At 67.3% G+C, this 26,454-nt stretch carries 24 protein-coding genes and 1 pseudogene (1 of these 25 cut by a window edge); 6 read left to right on the forward strand and 19 right to left on the reverse strand.

Annotation, left to right across the window (positions count from 1 at the left end; genetic code table 11):
- Positions 1-185: 185 nt before the first annotated feature.
- Positions 186-539 (forward strand): hypothetical protein, encoded by a 354-nt coding sequence (locus A3CU_RS54965; protein WP_027946777.1) that lies wholly within the window; start codon positions 186-188, stop codon positions 537-539.
- A 4-nt stretch (positions 540-543) separates the two neighbouring features.
- Here A3CU_RS54965 and A3CU_RS48840 read toward each other — a convergent pair whose 3' ends face one another.
- Together A3CU_RS48840 and A3CU_RS48845 are read right to left on the reverse strand one after the other, a co-directional pair.
- Positions 544-1,059 carry a hypothetical protein gene (locus tag A3CU_RS48840; protein WP_245617528.1) on the reverse strand — a complete coding sequence of 172 codons (516 nt, stop codon included), beginning with the start codon at positions 1,057-1,059 and terminating at the stop codon, positions 544-546.
- Between the two features lie 523 nt (positions 1,060-1,582).
- The gene (locus A3CU_RS48845; protein WP_156960777.1) at positions 1,583-1,882 is read right to left on the reverse strand and encodes an LLM class oxidoreductase; all 300 of its coding nucleotides are present in this window, start codon (positions 1,880-1,882) and stop codon (positions 1,583-1,585) included.
- Positions 1,883-2,344: 462 nt separating this feature from the next.
- On the opposite strand from A3CU_RS48845, the gene A3CU_RS53750 reads away from it, so the two are divergent.
- Complete coding sequence (locus tag A3CU_RS53750) at positions 2,345-4,048, forward strand: protein kinase domain-containing protein (RefSeq protein ID WP_052372923.1); 1,704 nt, start codon at positions 2,345-2,347, stop codon at positions 4,046-4,048.
- An 80-nt stretch (positions 4,049-4,128) separates the two neighbouring features.
- On the opposite strand, the gene A3CU_RS51945 is transcribed toward A3CU_RS53750, so the two are convergent.
- Positions 4,129-4,704 carry a CGNR zinc finger domain-containing protein gene (locus A3CU_RS51945; RefSeq protein ID WP_084144182.1) on the reverse strand — a complete coding sequence of 192 codons (576 nt, stop codon included), beginning with the start codon at positions 4,702-4,704 and terminating at the stop codon, positions 4,129-4,131.
- Positions 4,705-4,807: 103 nt separating this feature from the next.
- On the opposite strand from A3CU_RS51945, the gene A3CU_RS0138850 reads away from it, so the two are divergent.
- The 3 genes from A3CU_RS0138850 to A3CU_RS48855 all read left to right on the forward strand — a co-directional run bounded on the left by A3CU_RS0138850 (position 4,808) and on the right by A3CU_RS48855 (position 8,123).
- Positions 4,808-5,980, forward strand: a complete 1,173-nt coding sequence (locus tag A3CU_RS0138850) for an epoxide hydrolase family protein (protein WP_027946780.1) — start codon at positions 4,808-4,810, stop codon at positions 5,978-5,980.
- A gap of 125 nt (positions 5,981-6,105) precedes the next feature.
- On the forward strand, positions 6,106-6,783 hold the full coding sequence (locus A3CU_RS0138855) for a response regulator transcription factor (protein WP_027946781.1): 678 nt from the start codon (positions 6,106-6,108) through the stop codon (positions 6,781-6,783).
- Positions 6,780-8,123, forward strand: coding sequence for a sensor histidine kinase (locus tag A3CU_RS48855; protein ID WP_052372925.1), 1,344 nt, complete (start codon positions 6,780-6,782; stop codon positions 8,121-8,123). The genes A3CU_RS0138855 and A3CU_RS48855 overlap by 4 nt, the downstream gene beginning before the upstream one ends.
- On the opposite strand, the gene A3CU_RS0138865 is transcribed toward A3CU_RS48855, so the two are convergent.
- The 16 genes from A3CU_RS0138865 to A3CU_RS0138940 form a co-directional block, all read right to left on the reverse strand.
- Complete coding sequence (locus A3CU_RS0138865; RefSeq protein ID WP_027946782.1) at positions 8,090-9,307, reverse strand: DUF1501 domain-containing protein; 1,218 nt, start codon at positions 9,305-9,307, stop codon at positions 8,090-8,092. The two genes, A3CU_RS48855 and A3CU_RS0138865, sit on opposite strands and share 34 nt — an antisense overlap.
- A gap of 7 nt (positions 9,308-9,314) precedes the next feature.
- Complete coding sequence (locus tag A3CU_RS0138870; protein WP_027946783.1) at positions 9,315-10,613, reverse strand: DUF1800 domain-containing protein; 1,299 nt, start codon at positions 10,611-10,613, stop codon at positions 9,315-9,317.
- 107 nt (positions 10,614-10,720) lie between these two features.
- Positions 10,721-11,470, reverse strand: a complete 750-nt coding sequence (locus A3CU_RS0138875) for a class I SAM-dependent methyltransferase (RefSeq protein ID WP_063628974.1) — start codon at positions 11,468-11,470, stop codon at positions 10,721-10,723.
- A gap of 44 nt (positions 11,471-11,514) precedes the next feature.
- The gene (locus A3CU_RS0138880; protein ID WP_027946785.1) at positions 11,515-11,994 is read right to left on the reverse strand and encodes a hypothetical protein; all 480 of its coding nucleotides are present in this window, start codon (positions 11,992-11,994) and stop codon (positions 11,515-11,517) included.
- Between the two features lie 530 nt (positions 11,995-12,524).
- Positions 12,525-13,310: a carnitinyl-CoA dehydratase gene (locus A3CU_RS0138885; protein WP_027946786.1), complete on the reverse strand. Its 786-nt coding sequence runs from the start codon at positions 13,308-13,310 to the stop codon at positions 12,525-12,527.
- 10 nt (positions 13,311-13,320) lie between these two features.
- Complete coding sequence (locus A3CU_RS0138890) at positions 13,321-15,384, reverse strand: acetate--CoA ligase family protein (RefSeq protein WP_027946787.1); 2,064 nt, start codon at positions 15,382-15,384, stop codon at positions 13,321-13,323.
- Between the two features lie 6 nt (positions 15,385-15,390).
- On the reverse strand, positions 15,391-16,563 hold the full coding sequence (locus A3CU_RS0138895) for an acyl-CoA dehydrogenase family protein (protein WP_027946788.1): 1,173 nt from the start codon (positions 16,561-16,563) through the stop codon (positions 15,391-15,393).
- A 57-nt stretch (positions 16,564-16,620) separates the two neighbouring features.
- Positions 16,621-17,136 carry a thioesterase family protein gene (locus A3CU_RS48860; protein ID WP_084144183.1) on the reverse strand — a complete coding sequence of 172 codons (516 nt, stop codon included), beginning with the start codon at positions 17,134-17,136 and terminating at the stop codon, positions 16,621-16,623.
- 51 nt (positions 17,137-17,187) lie between these two features.
- On the reverse strand, positions 17,188-17,628 hold the full coding sequence (locus tag A3CU_RS0138905; RefSeq protein ID WP_027946789.1) for a thioesterase family protein: 441 nt from the start codon (positions 17,626-17,628) through the stop codon (positions 17,188-17,190).
- Entirely contained in the window at positions 17,625-18,584 is a 960-nt protein-coding gene (locus A3CU_RS0138910) for a 3-hydroxyacyl-CoA dehydrogenase NAD-binding domain-containing protein (RefSeq protein WP_027946790.1), read from the reverse strand. The genes A3CU_RS0138905 and A3CU_RS0138910 overlap by 4 nt, the downstream gene beginning before the upstream one ends.
- Before the next feature lie 32 nt (positions 18,585-18,616).
- Complete coding sequence (locus tag A3CU_RS0138915) at positions 18,617-19,504, reverse strand: beta-keto acid cleavage family enzyme (protein WP_027946791.1); 888 nt, start codon at positions 19,502-19,504, stop codon at positions 18,617-18,619.
- An 83-nt stretch (positions 19,505-19,587) separates the two neighbouring features.
- Complete coding sequence (locus A3CU_RS0138920) at positions 19,588-20,418, reverse strand: TetR/AcrR family transcriptional regulator (RefSeq protein ID WP_043844054.1); 831 nt, start codon at positions 20,416-20,418, stop codon at positions 19,588-19,590.
- A 211-nt stretch (positions 20,419-20,629) separates the two neighbouring features.
- Positions 20,630-22,411 carry an ABC transporter ATP-binding protein gene (locus A3CU_RS0138925; protein ID WP_052372927.1) on the reverse strand — a complete coding sequence of 594 codons (1,782 nt, stop codon included), beginning with the start codon at positions 22,409-22,411 and terminating at the stop codon, positions 20,630-20,632.
- Positions 22,408-23,310, reverse strand: coding sequence for an ABC transporter permease (locus tag A3CU_RS0138930; protein WP_027946794.1), 903 nt, complete (start codon positions 23,308-23,310; stop codon positions 22,408-22,410). The genes A3CU_RS0138925 and A3CU_RS0138930 overlap by 4 nt, the downstream gene beginning before the upstream one ends.
- Positions 23,307-24,260 (reverse strand): ABC transporter permease, encoded by a 954-nt coding sequence (locus A3CU_RS0138935; RefSeq protein ID WP_027946795.1) that lies wholly within the window; start codon positions 24,258-24,260, stop codon positions 23,307-23,309. Before A3CU_RS0138935 ends, A3CU_RS0138930 begins: the two co-directional genes overlap by 4 nt.
- A gap of 34 nt (positions 24,261-24,294) precedes the next feature.
- Positions 24,295-25,881, reverse strand: a complete 1,587-nt coding sequence (locus tag A3CU_RS0138940; RefSeq protein ID WP_027946796.1) for an ABC transporter substrate-binding protein — start codon at positions 25,879-25,881, stop codon at positions 24,295-24,297.
- A 386-nt stretch (positions 25,882-26,267) separates the two neighbouring features.
- Between A3CU_RS0138940 and A3CU_RS51950 the strand changes: the two are divergent.
- Positions 26,268-26,454: pseudogene (locus tag A3CU_RS51950) on the forward strand (NAD(P)H-binding protein); its annotated part runs 10 nt beyond the window's last position; the annotation flags it as partial.

Below are 26,454 nucleotides of genomic sequence, written 5' to 3' on the forward strand. Positions count from 1 at the left end.
CACAGTAAGAGCGAGTTAAGATATCAGCAACCCTACGTTGCCGTTTTTTAATGAGCCTCGTGGCGGGGCAACGGGGTGCGACTCGGCCGGCACACTGACCGGCGCGGGACCTCCGAAGCAGGCACCGAACCCCGGCGCGTGATGGACCGGGTCCGACGAAGATGGACCGGGCTAGCCTGGCGGGCATGTTCGGTCTGGCTCAGCCGCCGTTGTTCACCCGCTTACAGGGCGCCGGCCGGATCCTGATCGCGGGGGCCGGCGGTGGTTTCGACATCTACGCCGGGCTACCGCTCGCGCTGACCCTTCGAAACCAAGGCGTCTATCTGGGCGCATTCTCCATACCAGGCGACTCACCGGAAGCAGCGATGTACCTGGATGCCGTCGCCCACGCACAGGCGGCGACACCCCGGCGACCCGGCATCGTCAACGGACAAATCGCCGCCGCGATCCGCGGCGAAGTCGGCAACGTGCACGCCACTGCCCGGACCGGCGACAGCGAACTGTTCGTCAATCCTCTTTCTTGGCGCGCGGGACAGTAGGCTCCTATCGGCGCCAGGTCAGGGCACGTGACGCTGCTCTTTCGTAGGGCTGCTCGGTATAGGCCAGCGACGCGATGGGATCGGACGAGACGCCGAAATACAGCTGGCATTGCTCGAAAACAGCGCCGGCTGCCGAAAAGTCCTTCGGTGCTGCGGACACGCTGTCGCATCCCGTGACATCGACCCGCGCTCCGCCGAGCAATGCTCCGGGCCACCCGCCACTGCGCGTGGTGGCCGTCAGCGTCGGCGGCAGAATGTCCGCGAAGTTCACGCCATCGAGATTCACCATTTTGGTCCGCACGAAGAAAAACGTCTTTCCTCGCAGTTTGGCCTTGTCCTCGTCCTTCAGCGGCAGGTAGTCGATATCCTCGTCGAGCGCCGGTGCACTGTCGACGGTGACCGTGATCCCCACCAGGCCTTTGTCGTAATAGCTGTAGAACGGGACCACGGCCTGCTGACCGAATTTCAGTTTCGTGCCCGGCTTCGTCGTGCGGTCGTTCAACTCCAGCGTCGGTGTCACAGTCAGATATGGCTTTGACGGAGTAGTTGACGTCGCCGCACTCGCTACCCCGGCTGACGTTGGCGCCACGGACGGCATTCCGGCCGCTCCGTTTCCGAGGCTGCTGCAACCGGTGCTCACGATGGCTATCACAGCAAGGACACCGACGCTCTTGATCCAGTTACGCACGTCACGCTCCGAACGATCCCGTGCACGATCCCCCGAAACCGCGGCACGCCCCACGCCGGTCCTGCGCCGGCACGCGAACAATCTTGCCCTAACGAAGCAGGAGAACGATCATTCACCCGAACGGACCAGCAGAGGATATAACAGCAAGGCCGCCTGAATCACAGACCGGGCCCGGACCCAGCGTCCGATCAATCAGTCGCGCCGCGCGGCACTCCGGGCTTTGGCGGTGACCATCCGGTTTCGACCACCGAGACGGCAACCCGCGCCACCAGCGGACCAGGAAGCGGCCGAGCCAGTCCGAAAACTGGCAGACGAGTTCGTTGAGATCCGCGAGTTGACGTTGTTCAGTGGAAGATCAGCAGGGCGGCCGTAGGGTGACGCATAACGACTTCAGCTTGTGAGTGTGCCCATCAACTCGGCGGTGCGTGCCTGTTCGGGCCGGGGTGCCCAGCGGCATCGCGACCAGCTCGGTGGCGCCCGCATCGAACAGGCGCCGGATTTCCCGCTCGACCGAGGTCTCGTCACCAAGGATCGCGGTGTGCTCCGGCCCGCTGACGCCTTCCCGGTCCAATGCCGCCCGGTAGCCGGCAATCTGACCCGCCAGGCCGTACCGCTCAGCGAGCACCCTCCTCGCACTGTCTTCGTCCCCCGTCACGCCGACGAAGAGACACACCACCACCCTCGGCTGCGGGCGGCCCGCGGCCGCAGCGGCTTTCGTCAGGGCCGGAACCACGTGCTCGTCCAATACGGACGGTCCGATCCAGGTGTCACCGTGCCATCAGCCAGTTCCCCGGCGACCCGTAACATCGCCGGCCCCAACGCGCCAACCAATACGGATGGCGGCGAGGTTTCCGCGGCGTCGATGCGCCCTACCGCCGTCAGCCGCTCCCCGGCGTGGTGGCCTTCGTGGACAAGGTCACCATGAAGGCGACCGATTCGGCCGGTTTCCGGCAATGGGCCAACGAAATCCTGTCGGCAGCTGTGCTCGAAACCAGGTTCATCCGCCGACGTGTCCACCACCGACTGTGCCATCAAGGACCAAACCCTGGGCGGACGCGCCGCACGAAACATTCGGGTTAGCCGGCAAGTGCTGGACCACACCCATTAGAGTCGCCCCGTGGACGATGATCGACACCAGGCCGGTAATCCGGACCGGTTGAACCGGCTCATCGGCGGGCGGTACCGACTGGAAGCCCCGATCGGCCGCGGTGGGATGGGCACGGTGTGGTCCGGTACCGATGAACTGCTGGATCGTTCCGTCGCCGTCAAGGAACTCTTGCTGCCACCCAACATCCCCGAGAACGAGGCCGCCAAACTGCGCGAACGCGCGCTGCGTGAGGCTCGCGCGATGGCCTCGCTCAACCACCCGAACACGGTGCTGCTCTACGACGTCGTGCGCGAGGACGACCAGCCGTTCATGGTGATGGAACTCGTGTCCGGGGCGAGCCTGTCCACGCTGATCAAGGAGGGCAGGCGGCTGACCGACCAGCAACTCGCGGTGATCATCGACAGCACCGCCGCAGCACTGGATGCGGCGCACCGGGCCGGCATCGTGCATCGCGACGTCAAACCGGGCAACGTGCTCGTCGGACCAGACGGCGTGAAACTCGCCGACTTCGGATTGGTCCGCAACGTGGCGGAGTCCACCATGACTTCGTCGAACCGGATATTGGGCACCCCCGCCTACATTGCCCCGGAAATGGTGCTGCGCGGTGACGCCTCTTCCACCGTCGACCTGTGGGGCCTGGGAGCCACCGTGTTCGCCGCCGCCGAAGGCCGCCCGCCATATGACTCTTCAGGAGATCCGCTGATCACGGTCGGCGCCGTCGTCTACGGCCCGGTGCCCCAGCATCACCAGGACGGGCCGATCGGCGAGGTGATCAGTGGCCTGATGGTGAAGGAGCCGGAGTTGCGGATGCCGCTGAGCGAGGTCCGCAACCGAGTACACGACCTACTCCGCGCCGCAGGCCCGGCCCCGCTCACCGCGACATCACCCACGTCCCCGGCCGCCACAGCCGCTCCCGCGCGGAAGAACTCCAGGCCGAGTCCATCCCGGCCGGCGAACACATACCAGGCGACCACACCCGGCCCGGCCGGGAAAACCGGCCGGCGAAAAGTGGTCTTCATCGCCACGGCGATCCTCGCAGTGGCTGCGGTGCTGGGCGCAGCGGTAATGTACCTGCCCGGCCTCAGCCGCACTCCTGACGGCTCCACCGGGCAGCAACAAACTCAGCAACCGGCGCAGCCGGCCCAGGTCCCCGCTGGCTTCGTGCCTCCACCCGTGCGCCCAACTCCGCTACCCGACCCGGTCAATTGCCAGTACCACCTGGACGGCAAGGAACAGACGGTGAAACCCCCCGCCGACGGCCCGGTTTCCTCGAAAGGCACCGTCCTGGCGACTCTCAACACCACCGCCGGCGCGATCCCGCTGCTCCTTGACCGGTCACTGGCGCCGTGCACGGTCAACAGTTTCATCAGCCTGGCCAAGCAGGGTGCCTTCGACGGGGTCCGCTGCGCCGGAGGACGTACGCAGTGGATTTCCTGCGGCACAAGCAGAAGCCCTGGTTACAACTTGGATACCGAGAGTTTCCCCGGGGAGCAGTACCGTCGCGGCTACCTGATGATGGATGATTTTTCCTTCTTCGGCACCACTTTCTCCTTGTTCTTCGCCGACGCGCAACTGGTGCCGGAATACACGGTGTTCGGCACGGTCTCCGACGAGGGCCTGAAAGTCATCGACAGTCTCATCCCCAAGGACTACGACGGCCAAAGCGACCAACTGGACAAAATCGTCTTCACCAGCGTCGACATCCAGGGCTGACCAATCCAGACCTATGGCTTTTCGGGCACGAGGCCGGCCTGGTGCAGGAGCTTGCCGGCGTGGCTGTACCGAGGTAACGATCACTCCGCTGATCTGGGGTTTTTGCGCTGGTTGGCATTGAAGCGCGCTTTCTTCTGACGATTCCCGCACGTGTTCATGTCACACCATTTGCGGGTGCGGCTTTGGCTGGTGTCGAAGAAGGCGGCTCGGCAGGTTGGTGATGCACACAAGGCCAATTTTCCGTCTCGTTCGCCTGCGATGATGCTGATCGCGTCGGCGGCGATCACGCCGAGAGCGTCTTCCACACAGGAAGCCGAACTGAGCCGCCATTGCCGATTGCCCTCGGGAGTCAGGATAGCCGCGGCCCGACCCTGAGCACTGCAGTCATTGATGACTTGGACAGCAGACGCAGGGAGAGCGTCTTGGATGGCGGTCGCTGTCGCGGCGGCGTGAATTGATTCCCTCAGTTCCCGAGCGCGTTCGAGCTGGGCGGTGGTGCAGGAGTCCACGGCGAGGCCGTTCACTGCCAGCCAGTCGACGAGTCGCTGCGGCGTGGGAATGCGCTCCACAGGTTCGCCACGACGCTCCGTCAGAGTCCCCGTGAAGCTGGTCGCTAGCACGGTACCGAGGCGAAAGTCAGGGAACTCGGCACGCATGGAACCACCTTAGCAGGTTGCTCGCAGACACGAAGCCATGTTAGAACCGTCTAAGCCGGTTCTCGATAGGCCGTAGCCGGTTCCACGATGGCCAGGAGGTCTCATGCCCCGTCCAACCAGCGACGTGCAAGCATTCGAAGCCCACGCAACCGACGCCGACCTCGACGATCTGCGCGCGCGACTGGCCGCCGCGCGGCTGCCGGAAGCTGAGACGGTCTATCGCGCCGCGCCCGGCCCTCGCCGATGGGAACAGGGCGTTCCTCTCGCCGACCTCGTCGACGTCGTGAACTACTGGCGCACCGGGTACAACTGGCGGTCGTTCGAAGAGCGCCTTAACCGGATCGGCCAGTTCCGCACGACCATTGATGAGCTGGGAATCCACTTCCTGCACCGTCGATCCGCGCGCGCGGATGCCACTCCTCTGCTCTTGACGCACGGCTGGCCAGGCAGCATTGCCGAGTTCATCGATGTAGTAGACGAGCTGGCAGATCCGAAAGACGCAGACGCGCCAGCGTTCCACGTCGTGGTTCCATCGCTACCAGGCTTTGGTTACAGCGACAAGCCGGCCACCACCGGGTGGGGAACCGAAAAGATCGCGGCCGCCTGGGTGGAACTGATGGGAAGGCTCGGCTACCGCAAGTTCGCCGCCCACGGCGGCGACTGGGGAGGTGTGATCACCACGATCCTCGGCGGCCGGTTCCCGGCGCACGTTCTCGGCATCCACACAACGACGGCTCAGGCACCGCCCGGGTTGACAACGGACGGGCTGACGGCGGCCGAGCGCAAGTGGACCGAGGACACCCGCGATTTCTGGCGCCACCGCGCGGCTTACGCGAAGCAGCAGGCGACCCGGCCGCAGACCATCGGCTACTCGCTCACCGACTCACCGGTCGGGCTTCTTGCCTGGATCCTTGACAAGTTCGCTGAGTGGACAGATACCGAAGACAGCCCGTTCGAGACGGTTTCCAGAGACAGAGTTCTCGACGACGTCACCCTGTATTGGTTGACGCGGACCGGCGCATCGTCGGCTCGCATTTACTACGAAAGCCATAACTCGCTGGACCCAGAACTTCGGGTCGACGTGCCGTCAGCAATCACTGTGTATCCCCGCGACATCGAGAAGTGTCCGCGCCCCTGGGCACAGGAGCGGTACCGACAGATCGTCCGATGGAGGTCGCCCGAAACCGGGGGACATTTCCCGTCGCTGGAGGTTCCCGGGTATTTCGTCAAAGATCTGCAAGAGGGCCTCGCGGCAGTGCTGGCCGCCAATCGGTGAACGCGGCTGGGTGCCGGCACTCGATCATCCAGGCCCGCTCCGGAGAACGCTGGTTCGGTTTCTCTCCTAGACTGCGGTCATGACCTCCCGATTCGCCGGTGCCCCGACCTCGGTGAAGCCCTCCGGTGCCTGTTGAGCCGCGGATCCTCGTGATCGAGGACGCCGAGGCGATCCGGGTCTCGGTGGAGACGGCGCTGCGGGCAGCGGGGTTCGCGGTGCGCACGCTGGCGGACGGCGATCAGCTGGAAGTTGAACTGGGCCGGTTCCGGCCGGATCTGTTGGTGCTCGACGTGATGCTGCCGGGCCGCGACGGGTTCGCGTTGCTGCGGCTCGTCCGGCGGCTGTGCACGGCCGGGGTGGTGATGCTCACCGCGCGGGACGGTGTCGACGACCGGCTGCGCGGGCTCGGCGATGGGGCGGACGACTACGTGGTGAAGCCATTCGTGCTGGCCGAACTGATCGCGCGGATCACGGCGGTGCTGCGCCGCATCGGACGTGCCCAGCCGGCCGTCGAGGTCGGCGATCTGGTGGTGGACCTTGATTCCGGCCTGGCGCTGTACAACGGGGTCAGGGTCGAGTTGACGGTCACCGAGTGGAAACTGCTGAGCTATCTCGCCACGCGGCGCGACCGTGTCGTGAGCAAAACGCAGATTCTGACCGCCGTGTGGGGCTACGACGAGTACAGCGCGAACCTCGTCGAGGTCAACGTCAGCACCCTGCGCCGCAAACTCGAGGCGCACGGGCCGCGGCTGCTGCACACGGTGCGCGGGCAGGGCTACATCCTGCGCGGTGACCGGTCTTGAGCGGCTTACGCACCACGTCCCTGTACCGCCGGGTCACCGTCACAGCGCTCGTCGTGCTGGTGGCGGTGCTGGTGGTCGTCGGGATCGTGGTCGACGCCGTGTTCCGGGCGCAGGCCGAACAGGACGTCAACCGGGTGCTGGCCGGCCGGGTGCAGCTGGCTCAGCAACTGGCCAGGCAGAACGTGAGCCCGCCGAACCTGCTGCGCCGGGTCGAAACGAACGGGGTGCACGGCTGGATCGCCTTGCCGGACGGCACCTTCGTCGGCGAGCCGGACCAGATACCCGACACCCGGCTGAAGCAGGTGAAGGCGACGCTCACCGGACCGGCACGGATCAACGGCGCGAAGCTGACACTGATCGCCGACGGCTCGGTCGTGGCCGGGGCCGAGCAGAGGCTGCGGAATCTGCTGCTGTTCACCGGGCTCGCCGCGGTGGTGGCCACGGCGCTCGCACTGCTCGCCGGGGTCCGGTTAGCACTGTCCCCGCTGGACGCGATGACCCGGCTCGCCCGTTCGATCGTCTCCGGTGGCCGGGGCGGCCGGCTCGCACCAGCCCGGACGAACACCGAACTCGGCCGCACAGCGGCGGCCTTCGACGCGGCGCTCGACGCGCTCGAAGGAGCGGAGCAGGCGGCCCGGTCCTCCGAGGAGCGGACCCGTCGGTTCGTCGCCGACGCCGCGCACGAACTTCGCACGCCGATCACCGGTGTCCAGGCCGCCGCGGAGGCTTTGCTGCAACAGCAATCCAACACGGACACTGTGGACACTGTCGAACAGCTTCAGTTGCTGCTGGCTCGGGAGGCGCGCCGCGCCGGGAAACTCGTCAGTGACCTGTTGGAGCTGGCCCGGATCGACGCGGGCGCGGAGATCGCGCGCGAGCCGGTGCCGCTGCTCGCGCTGGCCCGCTCGCAGGCTGATCGTGTCGCACTGCTGGCCCCGGCGGTCACCGTCGAGGTGACCGGAGTGGACGCGACAGTGCTCGGCGACGCGGACCGGCTCACTCAGGTTCTGTCCAATTTGGTCGACAACGCGCTGCAGGCAATGGGCGGCGACGGGACGCTCACGGTGTCCGTCGCGCCGGACGGATTCACGGTGTCCGACACCGGGCCCGGCGTTGCGGAGAAGGATCGGGAACGCATCTTCGACCGGCTCGTACGGCTCGATGACGCCCGTGACCGGCGGGCCGGCGGATCGGGCCTGGGGCTGGCCATCTCGCGCGGTTTCGTGCGGGCGCACGGAGGTGAGCTCCGGTGCGTCGAAGCGCCTGGAGGTGGTGCCGCGTTCGTGCTGTCCGGCCTGACCCCGGTTCAGACGAGTAAACCGCCCAAGCGGCCGGCGTAGCCGGGTAGCACGCGTCCCGCATCGGTGCCGAGAACCTGTTCCAATAGCGTCGCATACACATCGCGGAAGTCGGTGGTCTCCTTGAGATCGCCGTCGTCCAGGTCTGTCAGGCTCGGCTCTGCGCCGTGGAAGCCGCCGTGTACCCCGTTGCCGAGGACGAAAACGGGACCGGCGGTGCCGTGGTCGGTACCTTCGCTGGCATTGGCCGCGACCCGGCGACCGAACTCGGAGTAGACGAGCACCACCGCCTGTTTGCCGCGGTCGGTGCGGCCGAGCCGCTGCACGAACGGCGTCAGTGCCCCGTCGAGTTCGGTCAGCAGCCGCTGCTGGGTGCCGCGTTCGTCCGCGTGGGTGTCGAATCCGCCCAGTGACACCGAGTACGCCCGCGTCGGTACCCCGGCCTCGATGAGCCCGGCCACGACGTCGAGCTGTGCGGACAAGGCGCCTTGCCGTTGTCCGCCCTTGGCAGCCCGGTCGGCCGGGTGTGCGGCGGTGCCGAGGGCCTGCTCCGCGTGGTACAGATCGCTGACCGAGCGCGCCGCCTTCGCCTGCCAGTACCCTTCGCCGGGCTGGGCGGCGCCCAGGCTCTGGAATGCCTTGCCCAACGCACCTTTCGGCAGGGTCAGGCCACCGACCGGCATCGAGGCGGCTGCGGTCTGCGCACCGGCCAGCATGGGCGGCAGGACCGGCTCCACCGACAACGCGCGCAACGGGTCGTCGCCGGATATGTCGAGCCATCGGCCGAGCCAGCCGGTCGGCACGGGCGTGTCCGGGGAGGCCGTCTGCCAGATGGCCATCGACCGGAAGTGGCTGTGGTCGGGTTTCGGGTAACCCACCCCGCGCACGATCGCCAGTTCGTGGTTGTCCCACAAGCCTTTCAAGCCCTTCATGCCCGGGTTCAGGCCGAGCCCCTCACCGAGATCGAGGACCTCTTCGGGTTTGTAGGCCAGTTCCGGCCGGGCGTTCTGATAGGCGTGGTCGCCGGCGGGCACGACCGTGTTGAGGCCGTCGTTGCCGCCGTACAGCGTCACCACGACCAGTACACCGGAATGCGGGTCGAGCGGTGCCTGCTGGGCCGCCGACATCAGATGCGCCCAGTCGACCTGGGTGGCCCCGGCGGCGAGCGCACCGGCGGCCGTCACTCCGCTGGCGATAAGGAACCGCCGACGTGTCAGCTTGTTCATGGTTTTCCTATCCACTCACCACGTATTCGGGCGCGCACGCCGCCACCGCAGCCAACTGCCGGGCATCGTTCGCGACTCCGTCGAGGCCGGCGCGGGTCCGATCTGACCAGGCGTCGACGCCGAGAATCTCGCCGACAGCCGCCGGCCTGTTCATCGCCGTCGACACCGCGCGCAGGTCGGCGTGTCCGGCGACGAGCTGCGCGAGATGCAGCCGGGCCAGCCCTGCCGACGTCGTCAGCCAGGCACTGCCCGATGCCCAGCCACCCACGCTCGGCGGCTCGAACGGCACCTGGCCCATCCCCCGCAGCCCCGCCAACAGCTGGGTCCCGGCCTTGTCATCCAGCGCCCCGGGCCGGACCCCGAGCGCGCGCATCAACCCCACGAGCCATTCCACCGGCTGTTTGACCAGCGAGCTCGCCGGGTCGTGGAACGCGGCTTCGCCGGCGATCGCGGACAGCAGTGACCGGATGTCCCGGTTGGGGCCATATGCCGCGACCAGCCTGGTGAGCACGTCATCCGGCGGCGCCGTCGCCGAGACGAGCCGGAACCAGACCCTGCCGACCACGAAGGGCGCCGACTCCGGCCGGCCCAGCACAAGGTCGACGAACGAGGCGGCATCGAAGTCCGCGGTCTGGCCGAGGATGTGCTTGGCCGTGTCGTCGTGCCAGCGACTGACCAGCCGGGCGGTCGGGGTGTCACGGGTGGCCGTCCACCCGGTCAGGGCGCGCGCGGCCTCCCTGACGTCGGTCTCGCTGTAGTGGCCGACACCGAGTGTGAACAGCTCCATGAACTCGCGTGCGAGGTTCTCGTTCGGCTTTCCGGCCTTGTTGCTGTTGCCGTCCAGCCACAGCAGCATTGCCGGGTCGACGATCATGGCGTGCGCGAGCCGGGTGAAGCTGCCCATGCCGAAAGTCCGCAGGGTCTCGTTCTGGGTGAGCATCAGCTGCGGGCTGCGGACCTTCTGCTCGCTGGTCGCGAAGTGTCCGTGCCAGAACCAGGTGAGCCGCTCGGTGGACGGGGCGTTGGTGGCCACCATCCGGTCCAGCCACCACAGGGCCGCCTGCGTCGCCTGTCTCTGAAGTTGTTGCGCCGCCTGCTTTTTCGACGCTGTGTCCGGTTTGCTCGGTTGCCGCGGCGGTGGGCCCAGCTGGGGGACCGGGGTCGCCTGGGCCCCCGGGTCGGGACCCGGCGTCAGCAGCCAGGCCAAGGACTCGGCGAAACCGGCGTCCAGATCACCGCGCCGGGGCCCGAACCCGAACCGGTCGTGCAGCCGGCGCAGCGCCGCGCGCTCGGAAATGACCACCACGCTTCCGATCATCGAGCAGGCGCCACGCGGCAGACTACCGGCCGGGCCTTTCCTTAAGCGGATCCACAGCCGCCGTGCTCCCCCACGATGTCGCGTCGCCGCGGCGGTCAGTCGGCCTGCAGGACGAAGAACAGGAAGCTCGGGGCGGTCGCGAGCAGGTGGAAGTCGTCGGGGAACAACTCGCGGGCGGCCGGCACTGGCTGGGGTTCGCTGATGACGGAGATCCGGAAGCCGGCTGCGGTGAAGGCGTCGGTCATCGCGTGCAGCGGCCGGTTCCAGAAGCTCATCCGGATGGTTCGGTCGCCCAGAGGCCACTCGCCGATCGAGTTGTAGGTCGCGAAGTAGTCTGGCCTGCGCCCGGCCAGGCGCTCGATGACGTAGTCGGCCGTGGGATGGTTGACCGAGGCGATGAGCCTGCCGCCGGTCCGCAGCACGCGCCGCATCTCGGTGAGCGTCGGCCCCCAGTCCCGCAGGTAGTGCAGCACCAGGGACGCGATGACGTCGTCGAACGAGTCGTCGGGGAAGGGCAGCGGGTCGGCCAGGTCGGCGACCCGCAGGTCCGCGTCGGGACCGAGCCGCCGCCGGGCCACTTCCAGCATCCCGGCGCTCGCGTCGATGCCGGTCACAGTGGCGCCCCGATCGCGCAGCGCCGCGAACAGGGGGCCCGAACCGCAACCGGCGTCGAGAATTTGGCGTCCAGTCACGTCTCCGGCGAGGGCCAGGGTCGCGGGCCGTTCGTAGTAGGCGTTGTTGAGGCTGGTCTCGTTCTCGGCCGAATATGCCTCGGCGAGGCTGTCATAGTCGTTCACCGGGGCCGGATCAGCGGGCAGCGCACGGCTTTCTGGCATCGGAGTCATGTGATCAATGCTGGCACACCCAGCCGCCGGCTCGATCGGCCCGGTTACGGCCGCCCCCACAACGAGGACGCCGAGCGGGCCGCGGCAACCACCGCGGTCCAGGGTGGGAGCTTGGTGTGCTGTTGTGGCCATTCCAGCCAGCGCGCGCCGTTGTCGGTGTTGTCCAGCGCGGGCAGCACGATCGTCTCGCCACGCCGTTTCCAGCTGACCTGAATGCGCACGAGGTCCTCCCACACCGGCAGTCGCATCGTGGTGCGAGGCCCGGTAAGGAAGATCCAGTCGGCCGAGTCGCCGGGAACCGTGATGATCGGTGCACGTAACATATGCCGCGCAAGGAAGTTGTTGACTTCGCCCGCGAACCCTGCGCGCATGTAGAGCGCGTCGACGACCTCGCCAAGAAGGAGCCGCACCTCTCCGGTGGTGGGGTCGATCTTGGTTGGCCATTGGCAGACATCGTTGTAGTACTGGACAAGTTGGTCGCGTCGCTGTTCGGTCAGCTCGTGTTCGTGCTCGGTGACTGTCATCGGTCGACTCTCGCTCGGAGGGGTGTACAGGTATCGCGAAAAACAAGGAATCGCGAACCGTCGGGAGAGCATCATCTACTCCGATAATCAGCGATTCACTATTCGATTTCGTCGAGTTGTTGTGATGCACTCAGGCTTACCGCACGGTCCGAGATCGGTGCTTGCCGACCAATCGATACAGCCGGCCACGCCACACCAGTGGAAGATTCCCGATCCGCTGATGGTCGCCGTTGCGAACACCGGATCAGTTAACCGACCGGCGCCGCAGGACGACCACGGCACGCTGCTTGATCACCGACACGGCCAGTCATGATCACATACGACCCTCTCCCCGGCTCATGAACCTCGGTACACCGCTCCCTGGTAGGATCGTTGAACAATACCTCGTTCTGCGATTCGAGGTCAACATGTCGGATCATCGAGGGCGGATACGGCACGGGAACATCCCAACGACCTCCCCGTGTTCGTCAGCCGGCCTTCGTTCGACCGACAGTGCGGTGAACCTGTCGGTCGGCTTTTTGCCTACGGGGTCAGTGGCCGGTCCATTGAGGAGGGCGTTTCTCGGCGAAGGCGCGAGGGCCTTCCGCCGCGTCATCGGAGGTCAGCATCGCCCGATAGCGGGGCAGGTTGCCGTGTCGCAGTCGGCGGTAGCCCTCCTCGATTCCGCAAGCGGCGGTGGCTCGCAGGATCTCCTTGATCGCGGCCACCGCCAGCGGCGCTCCGGCGCATACCGCGCGCGCCACCTCCATCGCCGTTTCCAGAAGCTCGGATCCTTCGACGACGCGGTTGACCAGGCCCCAACGCTCGGCCTCGCCTGCGGGCATGCGCCTTCCGGTCAGGAGCATCTCCGTGGCCACGGCCCGCGGCAGGCGCTGCGGCAGGCGCAGCACGCCCCCGGAGTCGGCCACCATGCCAAGGGTCACCTCGGTCAGGGCGAACTCGGCGTGGTCGGCGGCGACGATCAGGTCGGCGGCCAAGGCGAGTTCGAAGCCACCCCCCAGCGCGAGGCCGTTGACCGCCGCGATCACGGGCTTGTCGAGGTCGAAGAACTCGGTGAGACCGGCGAAACCTCCCGGGCCGTGATCGGCGTCGATCGCCTCGCCTTCCGCTGCGGCTTTGAGGTCCCAACCCGCCGAGAAGAAGCGCTGCCCAGCGCCGGTCAGCACGGCGACGCGCAGCGAGTCATCGCGCTGCAGTCTGTCGAAGGCCATATGCAGCGCACGGCTGGTAGCCACGTCTATCGCGTTCGCTTTCGGGCGGTCCAAGGTCACCACCAGGACGCCGGCGTCGGCCTCCAGGCGTACCGGGTCAGCCATCGGTTTCTCCTCAATCCTCACTCGCGAGCCTGATCAACACGTCGGCGGCCACAACACCGCTTCCTTCCGGCAAAACGAGCAACGGGTTGACGTCGAGTTCTCGCAGTGTGCTCGCGTACCGACGCGCGTAGCCCGCGACCGCCTCCACCGTGTCGATGATCGCGTCGACATCGCCCGGCGCCCTCCCCCGGAAACCTTCGAGCAACGGCCAGATCCGCAGGCTCCGCAGCGCGGCCCCGATCTCCTCCCGCCGCACGGGCGGCAGCAGCGTCGTCACGTCGTTGAGCAGCTCGACCATGGTGCCGCCCGCCCCGATCGTGAGCGCCAGACCGAACTGAGTATCGCGGTGCACGCCGATGATGAGTTCCGCCACCGCGTCCTGGACCATGCGCTCCACGAGGAACTTCTCCGACAGCCCGGCCATGCCTGCCACGGCGTCACGCACCTGCGATTCATCGGCCAGGCCGAGCCACACTCCGCCGACCTCGCTCTTGTGCGCGATGGTGCCCGAAACCGCTTTCACCACCACCGGGAATCCAATGTTCCTGGCCACGTCGACCGTGGTCGCGGCGGAAGCGAGGGCGCCGGGCGGAACCGGCACACCCCACTCGGCGAGGGCTCGCTTGCCGTCCCATTCGTTCAGCTGCACCGTTCCGGCCGGGGTTCCGGTGACCGCGTCGAGTGGCAGCGCGGCATCGGCCGCCTTCTGGGCCAGACCGATCCGGCGCGCGGCCGCGACCGCGCCCAGGCATTCGGCGATGCCCTGCATCGGGGCAATGCCTTCGGCCAGCAGCCTGGTCCGGACCAGCTCCGGTAGCCCCTCCGGCAGTGAGCTGACGACACACGTACGTGCGCCCGTATCCCGGTGGGCCGAAAGGACGGCATCCACCGTGGTGTGCCAGGCCTGGGTGGAGCATCGGTCCTCACGGGGAACATCGAGCACCAGCAGGTGGGTGTCGAACTCGGCGCCGAGGAACTCCCGGAAGCAGTCCCGCTGTGCGTCGAGATCGCCCCAGATGTAGGTGTGGTAGTCCAGCGGGTTGGCGACGGACACCCGCTCACCCAGCAGGGTCCGCAAGCGGCCGGCCGTGTCCTCCGGCAGCGGCGGCAGCTCGATGCCGTACTCGTGGGCAAGGTCGGCCACGAGCGCCGCCTCGCCTCCCGAACAGCTCGCGGACGCGATCCGCGCGTCCGGCAGCGCACCGTGGACGTGGAGGAACTTCAACGTCTCCAGGAAGGCGCCGACCTGGTCCACCCGGGCGATACCCGTGCGGCGGAAGAAGGCGTCGCACAGCACGTCGGCGCCGGCGAGCGAGCTCGTGTGGCTCAGGTTGGCCTTGGCGCCCAGTTCCGATCTCCCCGTCTTCAGCACGACGATCGGAACCCGCTGCCGGAGCGCGCGCAGGGCGACGTGGCTGAGCCCGACCGGATCGTCGATGCCTTCCAGATGCAGGCCGATCGCGGTGATCCGGGAGTCGTCCAGCATCGCCGAGACGAGTTCCGCGACCCCGGTGACGGCGGCATTGCCGACGGTGACCATGCGCGCCAACGGCAATGATCTTCGCTGCATCGTCATGTTCTGGCCGAGGTTGCCGCTTTGGGTGATGACGGCGACGCCGCGATCCACTCGCTGGCCGCCGTGCTGGTCCGCCCACAGCGCGACGCCGTCGAGATAGTCGAGCACACCGATGCAGTTCGGCCCGATCACCGCCATGCTGCCCGCGGCATCGACGAACTCACGCTGCCAGGCCGCGCCGGTCGGCCCGTCCTCGGCGAAGCCCGACGCATGGCACACGGCGCCACCCGCGCCGCGGTCAGCGAGCTCCGCAAGCACCTTCACGGTCGCCTCCCTCGGTACCGCGAGGAACGCGGCGTCGGGCACCTCCGGCAGGGCGGCGGTGTTCGGATAGCAGGTCAGCCCTTCGATGCTCTGCCGCCGCGGATGCACCGCCCAGATCCGGCCGCCGAAGCCGGCCTGGCGGCACTGCCTGATCACCTCGGCGGCGGCGTCGCCGCCGAACACCGCGATATGGCGTGGGTTCAGCAGTCTGCGGAGGTTGTCCGTGGTCACCATCCGTGGTCACGACCCCAACGGCCGCAGCAGGGAACGGGTGATGATGTGTCGCTGGATCTCGCTCGTGCCGTCCCAGATCCGTTCCACGCGGGCGTCGCGCCAAAAACGCTCGATGGGCAACTCCGCCATCAGCCCCATGCCGCCGAAGATCTGCACCGCCCGGTCGGTGATCCGGCCGAGTGCTTCTGAGGCGTACAGCTTCGCCATCGCCGCGTCGCGGTCGGTCATGGTGCCGTGATCGAGCTTCCACGCCGCCCGCAGCGTGAGCAGTTCCGCGGCTTCCAGTTCGGTGACCATGTCGGCCAGTGGGAAGCCGACGCCTTGGAACCTGCCGATCGGCTGACCGAACTGGGTGCGCTCGGCAGCCCACCGGGTAGTGAGTTCCAGCACGCGCCGCGCGCGGCCGACACTGGTGGCCGCGACGCTCAGCCTGCTGGCGCCGAGCCACTCGCTCATCAACTCGAAGCCCCGGCCCTCCTCGCCGAGCCGCTGCGAGGCCGGGACGCGGCAATCCACAAAGGATAGTTCGCATTGGTGGTATCCGCGGTGTGAGACGCAGGCGGAGCCGCGACTCACCGTGAGCCCCGGGGTGTCCAGGTCCACCAAGAAGGCGGTGATCCGTTTCCTCGGCCCGCGGGAGGGCGTCGCCTCCTGCTCCTCGACCCCCGTGACCGCGAACAGGATCACGAAATCCGCGGTGTCGGCGTGGCTGATGAAATGCTTCGTCCCATTGATGACATAGCCGTCGCCGTCGAAGTCCGCGCGCGTGGTCATCATGCGGACGTCGGAGCCCGCACCGGGCTCGGTCATGGCCAGGCAGTCGTGCCGTTCCCCGCGCACCGCCGGCAGCAGGTAACGCTCACGCTGCTCGCCCTTGCAGGACTGGAGAATGTTGCTGGGGCGGGCAACCAGCATCTGCAGCGCATAGCTGGTCCGCCCCAGCTCTCGCTCGACGAGCGTCATGCTGGTCGCGTCCAGCCCGCCGCCGCCCAGTTCCTCGGGCATGTTCGCGGCATAAAGCCCGGCGTCGAGCGCCTTGCGCCGGATCCGGCCGGCCAGCTCCGCCGGAACCTCGTCCCGGCGCTCGACCTCGTCCTCGTGGGGCTCCAGTTCGGTGGCCACGAAAGCGCGCACGGTGTCCACGATCATGCGCTGTTCGTCGGTGAGGTTGAAATCCACGGTCGCTCCTCGAATTCTGCTGGGGTCAGCGGCGCCGAATGCCCATCGGGCGGCCGATCACCTCGGGCCGGGGAAGAATGCCGTGTGCCCGCTGAATCGCCGAGAGACGGCGCCGCAGGTACGGCGGCATCTCGCAGGACTCCCCCTGCTCCATATCGACATGGACCAGCATCTGCTCGGCCATGCCAGCAACGTGCCGCTCGTCTCGTGATACATCTCGTGAAAGATGTGCACCCGTTTCGCGTCGTGGTCGAGCACCCGGATGCTCAGTCGTATCGGCTCGCCCTCGGTGATTTCCCGCAGATTGTGCATATGGGTCTCCACCGTGTACAGCGAATGCCCATCCGCTCGGTACTGCTCGCCGATGCCGAGGTAGCGGAAGAACGCGTCCGAATTGTCGCCGAAGACCAGCAGGTAGCACGACTCGCTCAGGTGGCCGTTGTAGTCCACCCAGGCCGGGCTGATCGTGGTGCGATGCAACACCAAGGGTGCGGGGATTTCCGCCGTGTCATCCCATTCTCCGTGCCCGGTGCCCTCATAGGGCGTCACCACGCGCCCTTCGCCGCCGTCCATAGCCGCTCCTGTTCTCACTGAGTTCGTGATTTCCGCAGACGGCGCAACGGCTCAGGTGATGGCCCGACCCGCGTAGTTGGGAGGTGCCTCGCTGAGCTCGGCCAGGCGCCGCGCGACGTCGCGCGGAAACTGGACACTCCTGCCCTGCCGGCCATCGACGTGCAGAGCAAGGATTTCCTCGGTTGCCACCAGAACGCCGTCGACGACCATCTCGTGGCACAGCCGCAGCCTTTTCGGGCCGCTGCCGACGATCCTGCTGATCACCACCAGTTCCGCGGAAGCGCCGACTTCCCTCAGGTAACGGACATGCGCCTCGACGGTGTACAGCGAACAGCCGGTACCGGCCCGGTATCGCTCGTCAAGACCGACCTGATCCATCACCGCGTCGGTGGCGTAGCCGAACACCAGTACGTAGTAGGCCTCGCTGAGGTGACCGTTGTAGTCGATCCACTCCGGCCGGACCCGCCGCTGGAGCGGTTCCAGCGCACTCATCGGCCGTTGCGGACGCCGTCGAGCGCGCGCAACACGGCGATCAACGCACGATCCCGCTCGGCGACCAACTCGGCGATGCTGCGGCCTTCGGCGGCCTCCTCGCAGCCACGCACCATGCGCTCGCGCAGGTCGTCGGTGAGTTCCGGTGCCTCCAGGCGGGTCCACGGCGATTTCAGCGAGGGGCCGAAATGGTCGAGCATGTGCGCCATGCCGCCCTCTCCCCCGGCGAGGTGGAAGGTCAGGCAGGGCCCCAGCATCGGCCACCGCAGTCCAGGGCCCTCGGTGATGGACGCGTCGATCTGCGCGGGGGTGGCCTCCCCGTTGGCGACCATGTGCAGTGCCTCCCGCCAGATCGCCTCCTGCAGCCGGTTGGCGATGAATCCGGGCACCTCGCGGTCCATGACGATGACCGACTTGCCGGCCACCTTGAAGAACTCCGCGGCCCAGCGCACGGCCGAGGGATCGGTCCGCTCCCCGCCGACGACCTCCACCAGCGGAATGAGGTACGGCGGGTTGAACGGGTGGCCGACGACCAGCCGATGCGGCGTCGCACATCGCTCTTGCATCTCGGTCATCCCGTATCCCGACGTCGACGAGGACACGATGACTCCGGGCGGTGTCGCGGCGTCGATGCGGGCCAACAGGTCTTGTTTGAGTTCCAGGTCCTCCGGTGCGCTTTCCTGGACGAACTCGGCCTCCGCGACGGCAGCGTCCAGAGTGGACGCGATGGTGAGGTTGTCCCGCGAGGCACCGGCGGCCAGTCCCAGCTCGGTCAGCGCGGGCCAGGCCGCGTCGACCAGTCGCCGCAGCTTCGCCTCGGCGTCCGGCGCGGGGTCCCAGGCCGTGACCGGGTAGCCACGGGCCAGGAAATGCGCGACCCAGCCGCCGCCGATGACCCCGGCACCGACGCAAGCCACCCGCCGCACGGCGGCCGGGGGCACGACCTGCTCGTTCAACTCGCCACCTTTCACAGAAGCGGACACGGTGATCACGACCTCGGGCGCAGGCCGAGCGTGGTCCGCGCCTGATCCGGCGTCGCGACCGTGCCGCCCATCGCCTCGATGATGGTGACGGCACGTTCGACCAGTTGAGCGTTGGTCGCCTTGACGCCCTTCGACAGATACAGGTTGTCTTCAAGCCCGACGCGCACCTGTCCGCCGAGCAGCATCGACTGTGCGACCCACGGCAACTGGTCGCGGCCGATGGCGAAACTCGCCCAGTTCGCGCCCTCCGGAAGCATGTTCACCATCGCCTGCAGCACCCCGGGGTCCGCCGGCGCGCCATACGGAATACCCATGCACAGCTGGAAAAGCGGCGGCGGGTCGATCAGTCCTTCCGCGATCAGCTTCGTGGCGAACCACAGCTGGCCGGTGTCGAAGATCTCCAGCTCCGGCTTGACGCCGAGCTCCTGGATGCGTTTGGCGCCGGCCCGGAGCATGTCCGGGGTGGAGACATAGAGCTGACTGCCCTCCCCGAAGTTCAACGAGCCACAGTCCATCGTGCAGATGTCCGGCAGCAGTTCTTCCACGTGTGGCAGCCGGTCGAGGCCGTTGACCAGATCGGTCCCGTCGACCGGCTTGAGCGGGTCCTCCTGATCGATCACCAGGTCGCCGCCCATCCCGGCGGTGAGGTTGATGATCACGTCCACATCGGACTCGCGGATGCGTCGTACGACCTCCCGATACAGCGCGACATCGCGGGTACCCTGCCCCGTCTCGATGTTGCGCACGTGGATATGCACGACCGCGGCACCCGCGTTCGCGGCCTCCACCGCCGACGTCGCGATCTGTTCCGGTGTCACCGGAACGAACTCGCTCTTGCCGACCGTGTCCCCGGCACCGGTCAGCGCCGCGGTGATGATCACTTCCCTGTTCATCTCATCGCCCCTTTCGGGTTGGCGGACAGCGTGCGCAAGCCGCACTGCCGCGCGTCGGGTCAACGGGCCGTGAAAGGACTGGTTCAGTTCCGGAAGATCTCGCGTTGCACGAAGTTGTACAAGGTTCGCCGCATCCGCTCGACGGTCCGGCCTGGCCGGCCGGTGAGCACCTGGATACCCAGGCCGTCGATCAGTGCGGTCAGCGCCATCGTCAGTTCTTCGGGATCGGTGTCGATGAAGACGCCCTGTTGCTGGCCTTCGACGATCGTGCGCTCGATCGTGTCGTGCCAGCGCGTGTAGGAGTCGGCATGGAGCACTCGCAGTTCCGAGCGGAGCGCGGTTTCGTTCCATACCTGCAGCCAGATCGACCACTCCAGTCGCAGGGCGCCCGGCGTCGGCAGTTGGAGCTCGACCAGGCGGAGCAGTCGTTCCCGCGCGTCCTCGATGCTGTGCAGCTCCGCGACCTGGCGGTCGAAGGCCTGCTGGACCGAGGAGCGCAGCGCTTCGGTCAACAGGTCATCGCGGCCGGGAAAGTAGTAGTGGATCGTGCCGGTGCTGGTACCGCACGCCTCGGCGACGTCCGACACGCGCACCGCGTGATAGCCCCGCTGAGCGATCAGGCGCCAGGCCGCGTCGAGGATCTGCCGGTACCGGCCGGAATCTCCGCCGCGGATGGGTCGTCGAGCGGTGCGTTGCGGGACCGCGGAAACGGTGTCCGCCTCGTCACTGCCGTTGATCAACCAGTTGACCGTGACGTTGCCGATCTTGGCGATTCTGGTTAGTTCGGTGGCGGTGAACCGCCGGATGCCGGTCAGCGACTTGGACAGCTTGGTGGGGTCCAAGCCGATTTCCTCGGCGAAGGCACGCTGGCTGTCCGGGTACTCCCGAAGCACCGCCCGCACCCGCTGGCGCATCGCGTCCCCTGTTTCCGGCACACCTCCGACGTTAACAGCGCATTGCGATAGTCGCAATGCGCGCCATGAGTCGATCCAGCATTTCCACGGCTTCCGACGCTGGATCGCTTACACGAGAAGGAAATCCAACACCTTTGCCGCCTTGACAGCCGGCATGTCGCGCGAACTGACACTGGAGTCAAGACCGGGGTCCTGCTGAAACAGCACGGCGTTAGTGGAGTGCGAAGCGCGGCACATCAGCCAGGAGCGAGACCGTGTACTCGTGCTCGGGGTGCTCGAAGAGCTCCTCGACGGGCCTGCTCTCGACGATCCGGCCACCCTGCAACACCGCCACGGACTGGGCGATGTTGCGCACCAGCGCGATGTTGTGCGTGACGAAGATCAGGGCCAGGCCCATCGTCTGCTGCAGCTCCTGCAACAGCGCCACGATCGCCGACTGCACCGACACGTCCAGGGCGGAGGTGATCTCGTCACAGATCAGCACGTCCGGCCGGGACACCAGAGCGCGCGCGATCGCCACTCGCTGACGTTCCCCTCCGCTGAGCTGGTCTGGATAGCGCTGCGCGATGTCCGGGCGCAGAGCGGCCAGTTCGAGCGCCTCGATGACCTGCTCGTCGACGCTCGTGTTCCGCTTGTTCGTACCCAGCACCGACAACGGCTGCGCGACCAGGTCGCGCACTCGCCTACGGGGGTTGAGCGACTCGTAAGGGTTCTGGAAGACGTATTGCACTCGCCGCCGCTGTTCGGCCGTGCGCCGGGAAGCCTTGCGAGGCAGCTCAGTGCCCTCCAGCCGGACCACACCGTCGTACCGGGGATGCAGGCCTGCCAGGCACCGGGACAGCGTCGTCTTGCCGCTGCCCGACTCCCCCAGCAACGCCAGGCACGAACCGGTGGGCACCGAGAGCGAAACGTCTTCGAGCACAGGCGTCTTCGTGTACCAGGCGCGCAGTCCCTCGACCGCCAGGACGGTGTCGCGCCCTTCGACAGCGACCGTCGCCCTCGCCTGTGGGCGCAGGGCTTCCGTCCGCGGATGCAAGCACCGGACCCGGTGCCCGAGATCGACCTCGGACAGTTCCGGGACTTCCGCGTGGCAGCCGTCCCGCACCGCGGGACAGCGGGGAGCGAACGCGCACCCGGCAGGGCGGTCCAGCGGCGAGGGCGCGTGCCCCTCGATCGCCCGCATACCTCGCAACCCATCCACATCGGGGACCGCGAGCACGAGCCCCGCGGTGTAGTGGTGCCGAGGCCGGCGCAGCACCCGCTCCGCAGTGCCGGATTCGACCACACGCCCGGCGTACATCACGGCGATCCGGTCGGCCAGCTCCGCCACGACCGCCATATCGTGCGTGACGTAGATCCCGGCTGTTCCGTTGTGGGCACACATGTGCCTGATGGTGCGCAGCACCTGTTTCTGGGTGGTGACGTCCAGTCCGGTGGTCGGTTCGTCGAGCACGATGACGTCGGGACCGCCCAGGAAGGCCATCGCGATGGCCACCCGCTGCTGCTGGCCGCCGGACAGTTGATGCGGATAGCGCCTCAGGAACTCGTCGTCGGCGGGCAACGCCACCTCGTCGAGCAGGTGGCGAATCCGGTCTTTGCGCTCTCCGCCGGAGATGTCGTACACACACTCGGCGAGTTGGCTCTCCAGCCTCAGCGCCGGGTTGAGCGCCGAGCCCGGCGACTGCGGGATGTAGGCGACCTTCCTGCCCCGCATCATGGCCGCTTCCTTCTCCGGCAGCTCGAACAGGTCTGTGCCACCGAGCAGGATCCGGCCGCCGGCGATGCGCGTACCGCGCTTGCAGTACCGCAGCATCGCCAGGCCCAGCGTCGTCTTTCCCGAACCGGACTCCCCGATCAGGCCGAGAATCTGCCCCCGTTGAAGTTCGAGACCGATCCCCGTGACGATCGGAACCTCCGACGGCGTTCCCCTGACCTCGAGGTCGGAAGCTCGCAGGACGACGGTGGCCGACTCGCGGTCAGTCCCAGCCGTCATGACACAGCTCCCGTCTCGATTCCGCGATCGACACCGGCCACCGAGCGGGCCAGGCCGTCGGCGACCAGGTTGGTTCCGATCGTCAGCAACGCCACCGCGAGCATCGGCAGCACGACCGCCCACGGCTGAACCGTGAGCGCGATCCGGTTCTCGTTGATCATCAGGCCCCAGTCCGCCGCGGGTGGCTGCAGCCCGAGCCCGAGGAAGCTCAGCGCGGCGACCAGTCCCACCGAGTAGCTCAGCCGAAGCCCGAACTCCACCAGCACGGTTCCGGCAACGTTGGGGACGATCTCGGTCGCCATGATCCGCCAGCCGGGAACGCCGATGGCCTGTGCCGACTTGACGAAGTCGCGTTCCGCGACCGCCAGCGTGGCGGCGCGCACGACCCGCGCCACTCTCGGCACGTGGCTTCCGCCGACCACCAACACGAGAAGCCAGAGTTGTGGGCCCACGACGCTGACGAACAACAACGCCAGCACGACCTGTGGGAAGGCAAGGGCGACGTCCGAGAGCCGCATCAGTATCTCGTCCAGTGCGCCACGCCGGTACCCGGCGATCACGCCCACCGCCGTCCCGCCCCCGACACCGAGGACCGCCGCCAGCACCGCGAGCACGAGCACCGTCTGGCCGCCGTGCAGGAAGCGGGTGAGGACGTCACGCCCGAGGTTGTCGGTGCCGAACATCGCCTGCCCGGTCGGCCCGGAGTAGGGAGTCCCGACGAAGGCGTCGGACGCGTGCGGCGCCAGCAGCGGTCCCAGCGTCGCGACCGCCAGGACGAGCACCGTCAGGGACAGCCCGATACGCGTTCTGGTCAACCGCAACGCGGCGCGGACGGCCCCCGCCGCGCGGGGACGTCGCTCCCCGGTGGTCTCCGAGGTCCTGTTCGACGTCGTCGTCATAGCGCAGCCGTCCTCACCTTCGGGTTGACGGCCAGGCTCACCATGTCCGCCAGCAGATTCACCACGACGTAGACCAGGGCGATGACCATGGTCACCGTCTGGACCACCGGAAGGTCGCGGTTGTTGACCGCGTCGACGAGCGTGAACCCGACGCCGGGGAACCGGAACAGGAACTCGACAACCACGACGCCGCCGGCCAGCCAGGCCAGTTGCAATGCGATCACCTGGGCGACCGGGCCGATCGCGTTCGGAAGGGCGTGCCGGCGCAGCACCGTCCGCCGGGGCAGACCCTTCAGCCATGCCTGCTGCACGTACTCGCTTTCCAGCACCTCCAGCATCGTCCCTCGCATGATCCGCACGATGTAGGGCGAGACCGCCAGCACGAGCGTCAGCGTCGGCAGGACCAGCTGCACCGGATCGCTCCAGACGGAGTCCGACCCGGTCATGACGTAGACGGCCGGCAGGAAGCTGAACAGGCCGGTCGAGAAGATCAGCACCAGCACGATGCCGACCACGAACTCGGGAACCGACGCCAGCACGAGCGTGATCACCGAGGTGATGTGGTCGAAGGCCCGGTCCCGGCGGAGGGCGCTGTAGGTTCCGACGAGCAACGACACCGGGATGCTGACGACCGCGGCGCAGACCATGAGCGCGAGCGAGTTGTTCAGCCGCGGTCCCAGCAGTTCCGAGACCGGCAGACCATTCGCGAACGACGTGCCGAGATCGAACCGCAGCAGGTTCCCCAGCCACGAGAAGTACTGCACGTACATCGGCTCGTCCAGGTGCAACTGGAGGCGCAGCGCCGCCAGCCGCTCCGGCGTGGCCTCGCGCCCGAGGATGGCCCGTGCGGGGTCTCCGGGAAGGGCCTGGGTGGCGAGAAAGACGACCACCGAGACGACCAGCAGGATGATGGCCCCGAGCAGGAGCCGCTTGATGAGCAGTCGGGTCACCGTGGCTCCTCCTTGCCGCCAGCCTGGTGCGCGCTCATGAGGCCAGCCAGGCGTGCCCGAAGCCGTAGGAGTTCAGCGGAGCACCACTGCGGTCCTCGCGCAGCCCCGCGACCCGCACGCCGTAGGCGTCGAGTTGGTTGGGAATGCCCCAGATGATGTTGCCGCCGCGCTCGTACTCGATCTGCTGCGCCTTCCAGATGAGGTCCTTACGAGCCGCCTGGTCGGTGGTCGACCGGGCCCTGGAAACGAGGTCGATGAACTCGGGATCTGCCCAGTGCGTCTCGTTGAAGGGCGCGTCGGGCAGACTGCTCTGCGACGCCTGCGGCAGGAAATTCCGGGTGAACCAGAAGTCCTGGGCAAAGTCCCAGCTGAGGTAGTTGTCTCCGTAGAACTCGCCGGTGTCCACCTTGCGGACGTTGACGCGGATACCCGCGGCCGAGGCCTGCTGCGCGAAGACCTGCGCGGCCTCGACGGTCCCGGCGGCGACCGGCGAAGTCACCAGCTCCACCTCCAAATTCTCCTTACCGGCTTCGCGCAACAACTGCCGCGCCTTGGCTACATCGCGCGTGCGCTGGGGCAGGGCGGAGTTGTACAGCGGATCCAGTGGCGAGTACAGGTCGTTGCCGAGCGTGCCGTGTCCGCCCAGCACCTGGTCGATCATCTGCTGGCGATCGACGACGAGACGGAACGCCTGGCGCACCCGCACGTCGTCGAACGGCGGCCGGTCCACCCGCATGGTGAACGGCAGCCAAGCCCCGGTACGCGACTCCAGCAGCCGGAGGTTCGGGTCGGCGTCGAGCACCCGGATCAGCCCGAGCGGAACCTGGTCGATCGCATCGACCTGCCCGCCCAGGAGCGCGTTGACGCGCGCGGTGTCGTCCGGGAAGTCACCGATGACGACCTCGTCGAGATACGGCTGACCGGAACGCCAGTAGTTGCGGTTCTTGGTGAACACGCTTTGCTGCCCCGGAATGAACGAGTCAAAGACGAAGGGTCCGGTGCCGACGGGGCGCTTCGGGTCGTATCCGGTGGGCACGATCCCGCTCGCGTAGTACGCCAACTGCTCCGGGAGCGCGACATCCGGAGTCGACAGTGTCAGTCGCACCGTGCGATCGTCCAGTGATCGCATCCCCTCGGGGTCCAATGCGGACAGACCACTCGCACCGGACTGAGGATCCGCGGGGTCGATGATGCGGCGCAAAGTGTAGATGACGTCTTCCGCGCTGAGCGTCTTGCCATTGTGGAACTCCACGCCTTCGCGTAGCCGTACGGTCCACGTCATGGCCTGCGAGTCGGACTCGATCGACTCGGCAAGCGCGGGCTCGAGGCGGTACTCCTCGTCGAAACGCATCAATGTCTCGTAGAGCTGGAACACGCGCGCTTCGTCGGGATGAGTCACCGGGGCATGCGCGTCGAGCGTGTCCTTGCTCGAACCGCCCACCACTCCGACACGCAACCGGCCGCCGTAGCGCGGAGGCCCGCTCGGCAGCGGCGCCTTGCGTACCGGGCCGCCGGCGCACCCGGCGAGACCCGCACCCGAGCCGAGCGCCACGGCACCCGCGGCGAGGTATCTCAAGAAATCTCGGCGGTTGGATCCCCATGTCGATCCGCTGCCGACCATCCAGCAAACCTCCCGTCGGGCACCTGGAACACCCCGTCTCGCAGCCTCAACTGACCATGACATCAATCAATGGGCATGAACCCTATGTCCATGAGTCACCTAGTTGTCAAGCTTGACAAGGAAAGCGGATCCGACCTGCAACAGACCATCGCAACGTCATTGCGAGTTTCGCAATATCCCAGTAGGATTGATCATCCTGGGCCGGGCCTCACCGTCACGCCTTCCGTATTCGCGTCCTTGAACCAGGCCTGGGTCCGGATTCCCAGCCACTGGACGAGCAAGTTGATCACTTACTTTCCGTGTGCGCGAACCCTGGCTGAAATCGGCTAGCCAGGTGTCGAGTGCGTGAGGCTTCGCGGTGACTGTGGTGCGTGAGAATCGAACCGATGCGGTGCGTGGTGTTCGGTGCGACGGGGTACATCGGCGGTCGGCTGGTGCCGGAACTGGTGCGGGCCGGACATCGGGTGCGTGCGGTCGTGCGGAATCCGGCGAANCTCGNCGAGGTGCCGTGGCGGGANCGGGTGGAGATCGTCACCGCNGACGTGCGCGACCNGGNNNNCGNNNNCGCNGNNC

This window comes from Amycolatopsis taiwanensis DSM 45107 (assembly GCF_000519205.1).
Lineage (GTDB): Bacteria > Actinomycetota > Actinomycetes > Mycobacteriales > Pseudonocardiaceae > Amycolatopsis_E > Amycolatopsis_E taiwanensis.

What these genes read in the sequence shown, in the direction of transcription:
- A3CU_RS0138925 (WP_052372927.1), bottom strand. Translation starts at nt 22,411, where the DNA reads ATGACGGCTGGGACTGACCGCGAGTCGGCCACCGTCGTCCTGCGAGCT.
- A3CU_RS0138875 (WP_063628974.1), bottom strand. Translation starts at nt 11,470, where the DNA reads ATGACTCCGATGCCAGAAAGCCGTGCGCTGCCCGCTGATCCGGCCCCG.
- A3CU_RS0138915 (WP_027946791.1), bottom strand. Translation starts at nt 19,504, where the DNA reads ATGAACAGGGAAGTGATCATCACCGCGGCGCTGACCGGTGCCGGGGAC.
- A3CU_RS0138885 (WP_027946786.1), bottom strand. Translation starts at nt 13,310, where the DNA reads ATGGCTGACCCGGTACGCCTGGAGGCCGACGCCGGCGTCCTGGTGGTG.
- A3CU_RS0138890 (WP_027946787.1), bottom strand. Translation starts at nt 15,384, where the DNA reads ATGGTGACCACGGACAACCTCCGCAGACTGCTGAACCCACGCCATATC.
- A3CU_RS0138920 (WP_043844054.1), bottom strand. Translation starts at nt 20,418, where the DNA reads ATGCGCCAGCGGGTGCGGGCGGTGCTTCGGGAGTACCCGGACAGCCAG.
- A3CU_RS0138880 (WP_027946785.1), bottom strand. Translation starts at nt 11,994, where the DNA reads ATGACAGTCACCGAGCACGAACACGAGCTGACCGAACAGCGACGCGAC.
- A3CU_RS54965 (WP_027946777.1), top strand. Translation starts at nt 186, where the DNA reads ATGTTCGGTCTGGCTCAGCCGCCGTTGTTCACCCGCTTACAGGGCGCC.
- A3CU_RS48860 (WP_084144183.1), bottom strand. Translation starts at nt 17,136, where the DNA reads ATGGACGGCGGCGAAGGGCGCGTGGTGACGCCCTATGAGGGCACCGGG.
- A3CU_RS0138850 (WP_027946780.1), top strand. Translation starts at nt 4,808, where the DNA reads ATGCCCCGTCCAACCAGCGACGTGCAAGCATTCGAAGCCCACGCAACC.
- A3CU_RS0138865 (WP_027946782.1), bottom strand. Translation starts at nt 9,307, where the DNA reads ATGAACAAGCTGACACGTCGGCGGTTCCTTATCGCCAGCGGAGTGACG.
- A3CU_RS51945 (WP_084144182.1), bottom strand. Translation starts at nt 4,704, where the DNA reads ATGCGTGCCGAGTTCCCTGACTTTCGCCTCGGTACCGTGCTAGCGACC.
- A3CU_RS0138930 (WP_027946794.1), bottom strand. Translation starts at nt 23,310, where the DNA reads ATGACGACGACGTCGAACAGGACCTCGGAGACCACCGGGGAGCGACGT.
- A3CU_RS0138905 (WP_027946789.1), bottom strand. Translation starts at nt 17,628, where the DNA reads ATGAGTGCGCTGGAACCGCTCCAGCGGCGGGTCCGGCCGGAGTGGATC.
- A3CU_RS0138940 (WP_027946796.1), bottom strand. Translation starts at nt 25,881, where the DNA reads ATGGTCGGCAGCGGATCGACATGGGGATCCAACCGCCGAGATTTCTTG.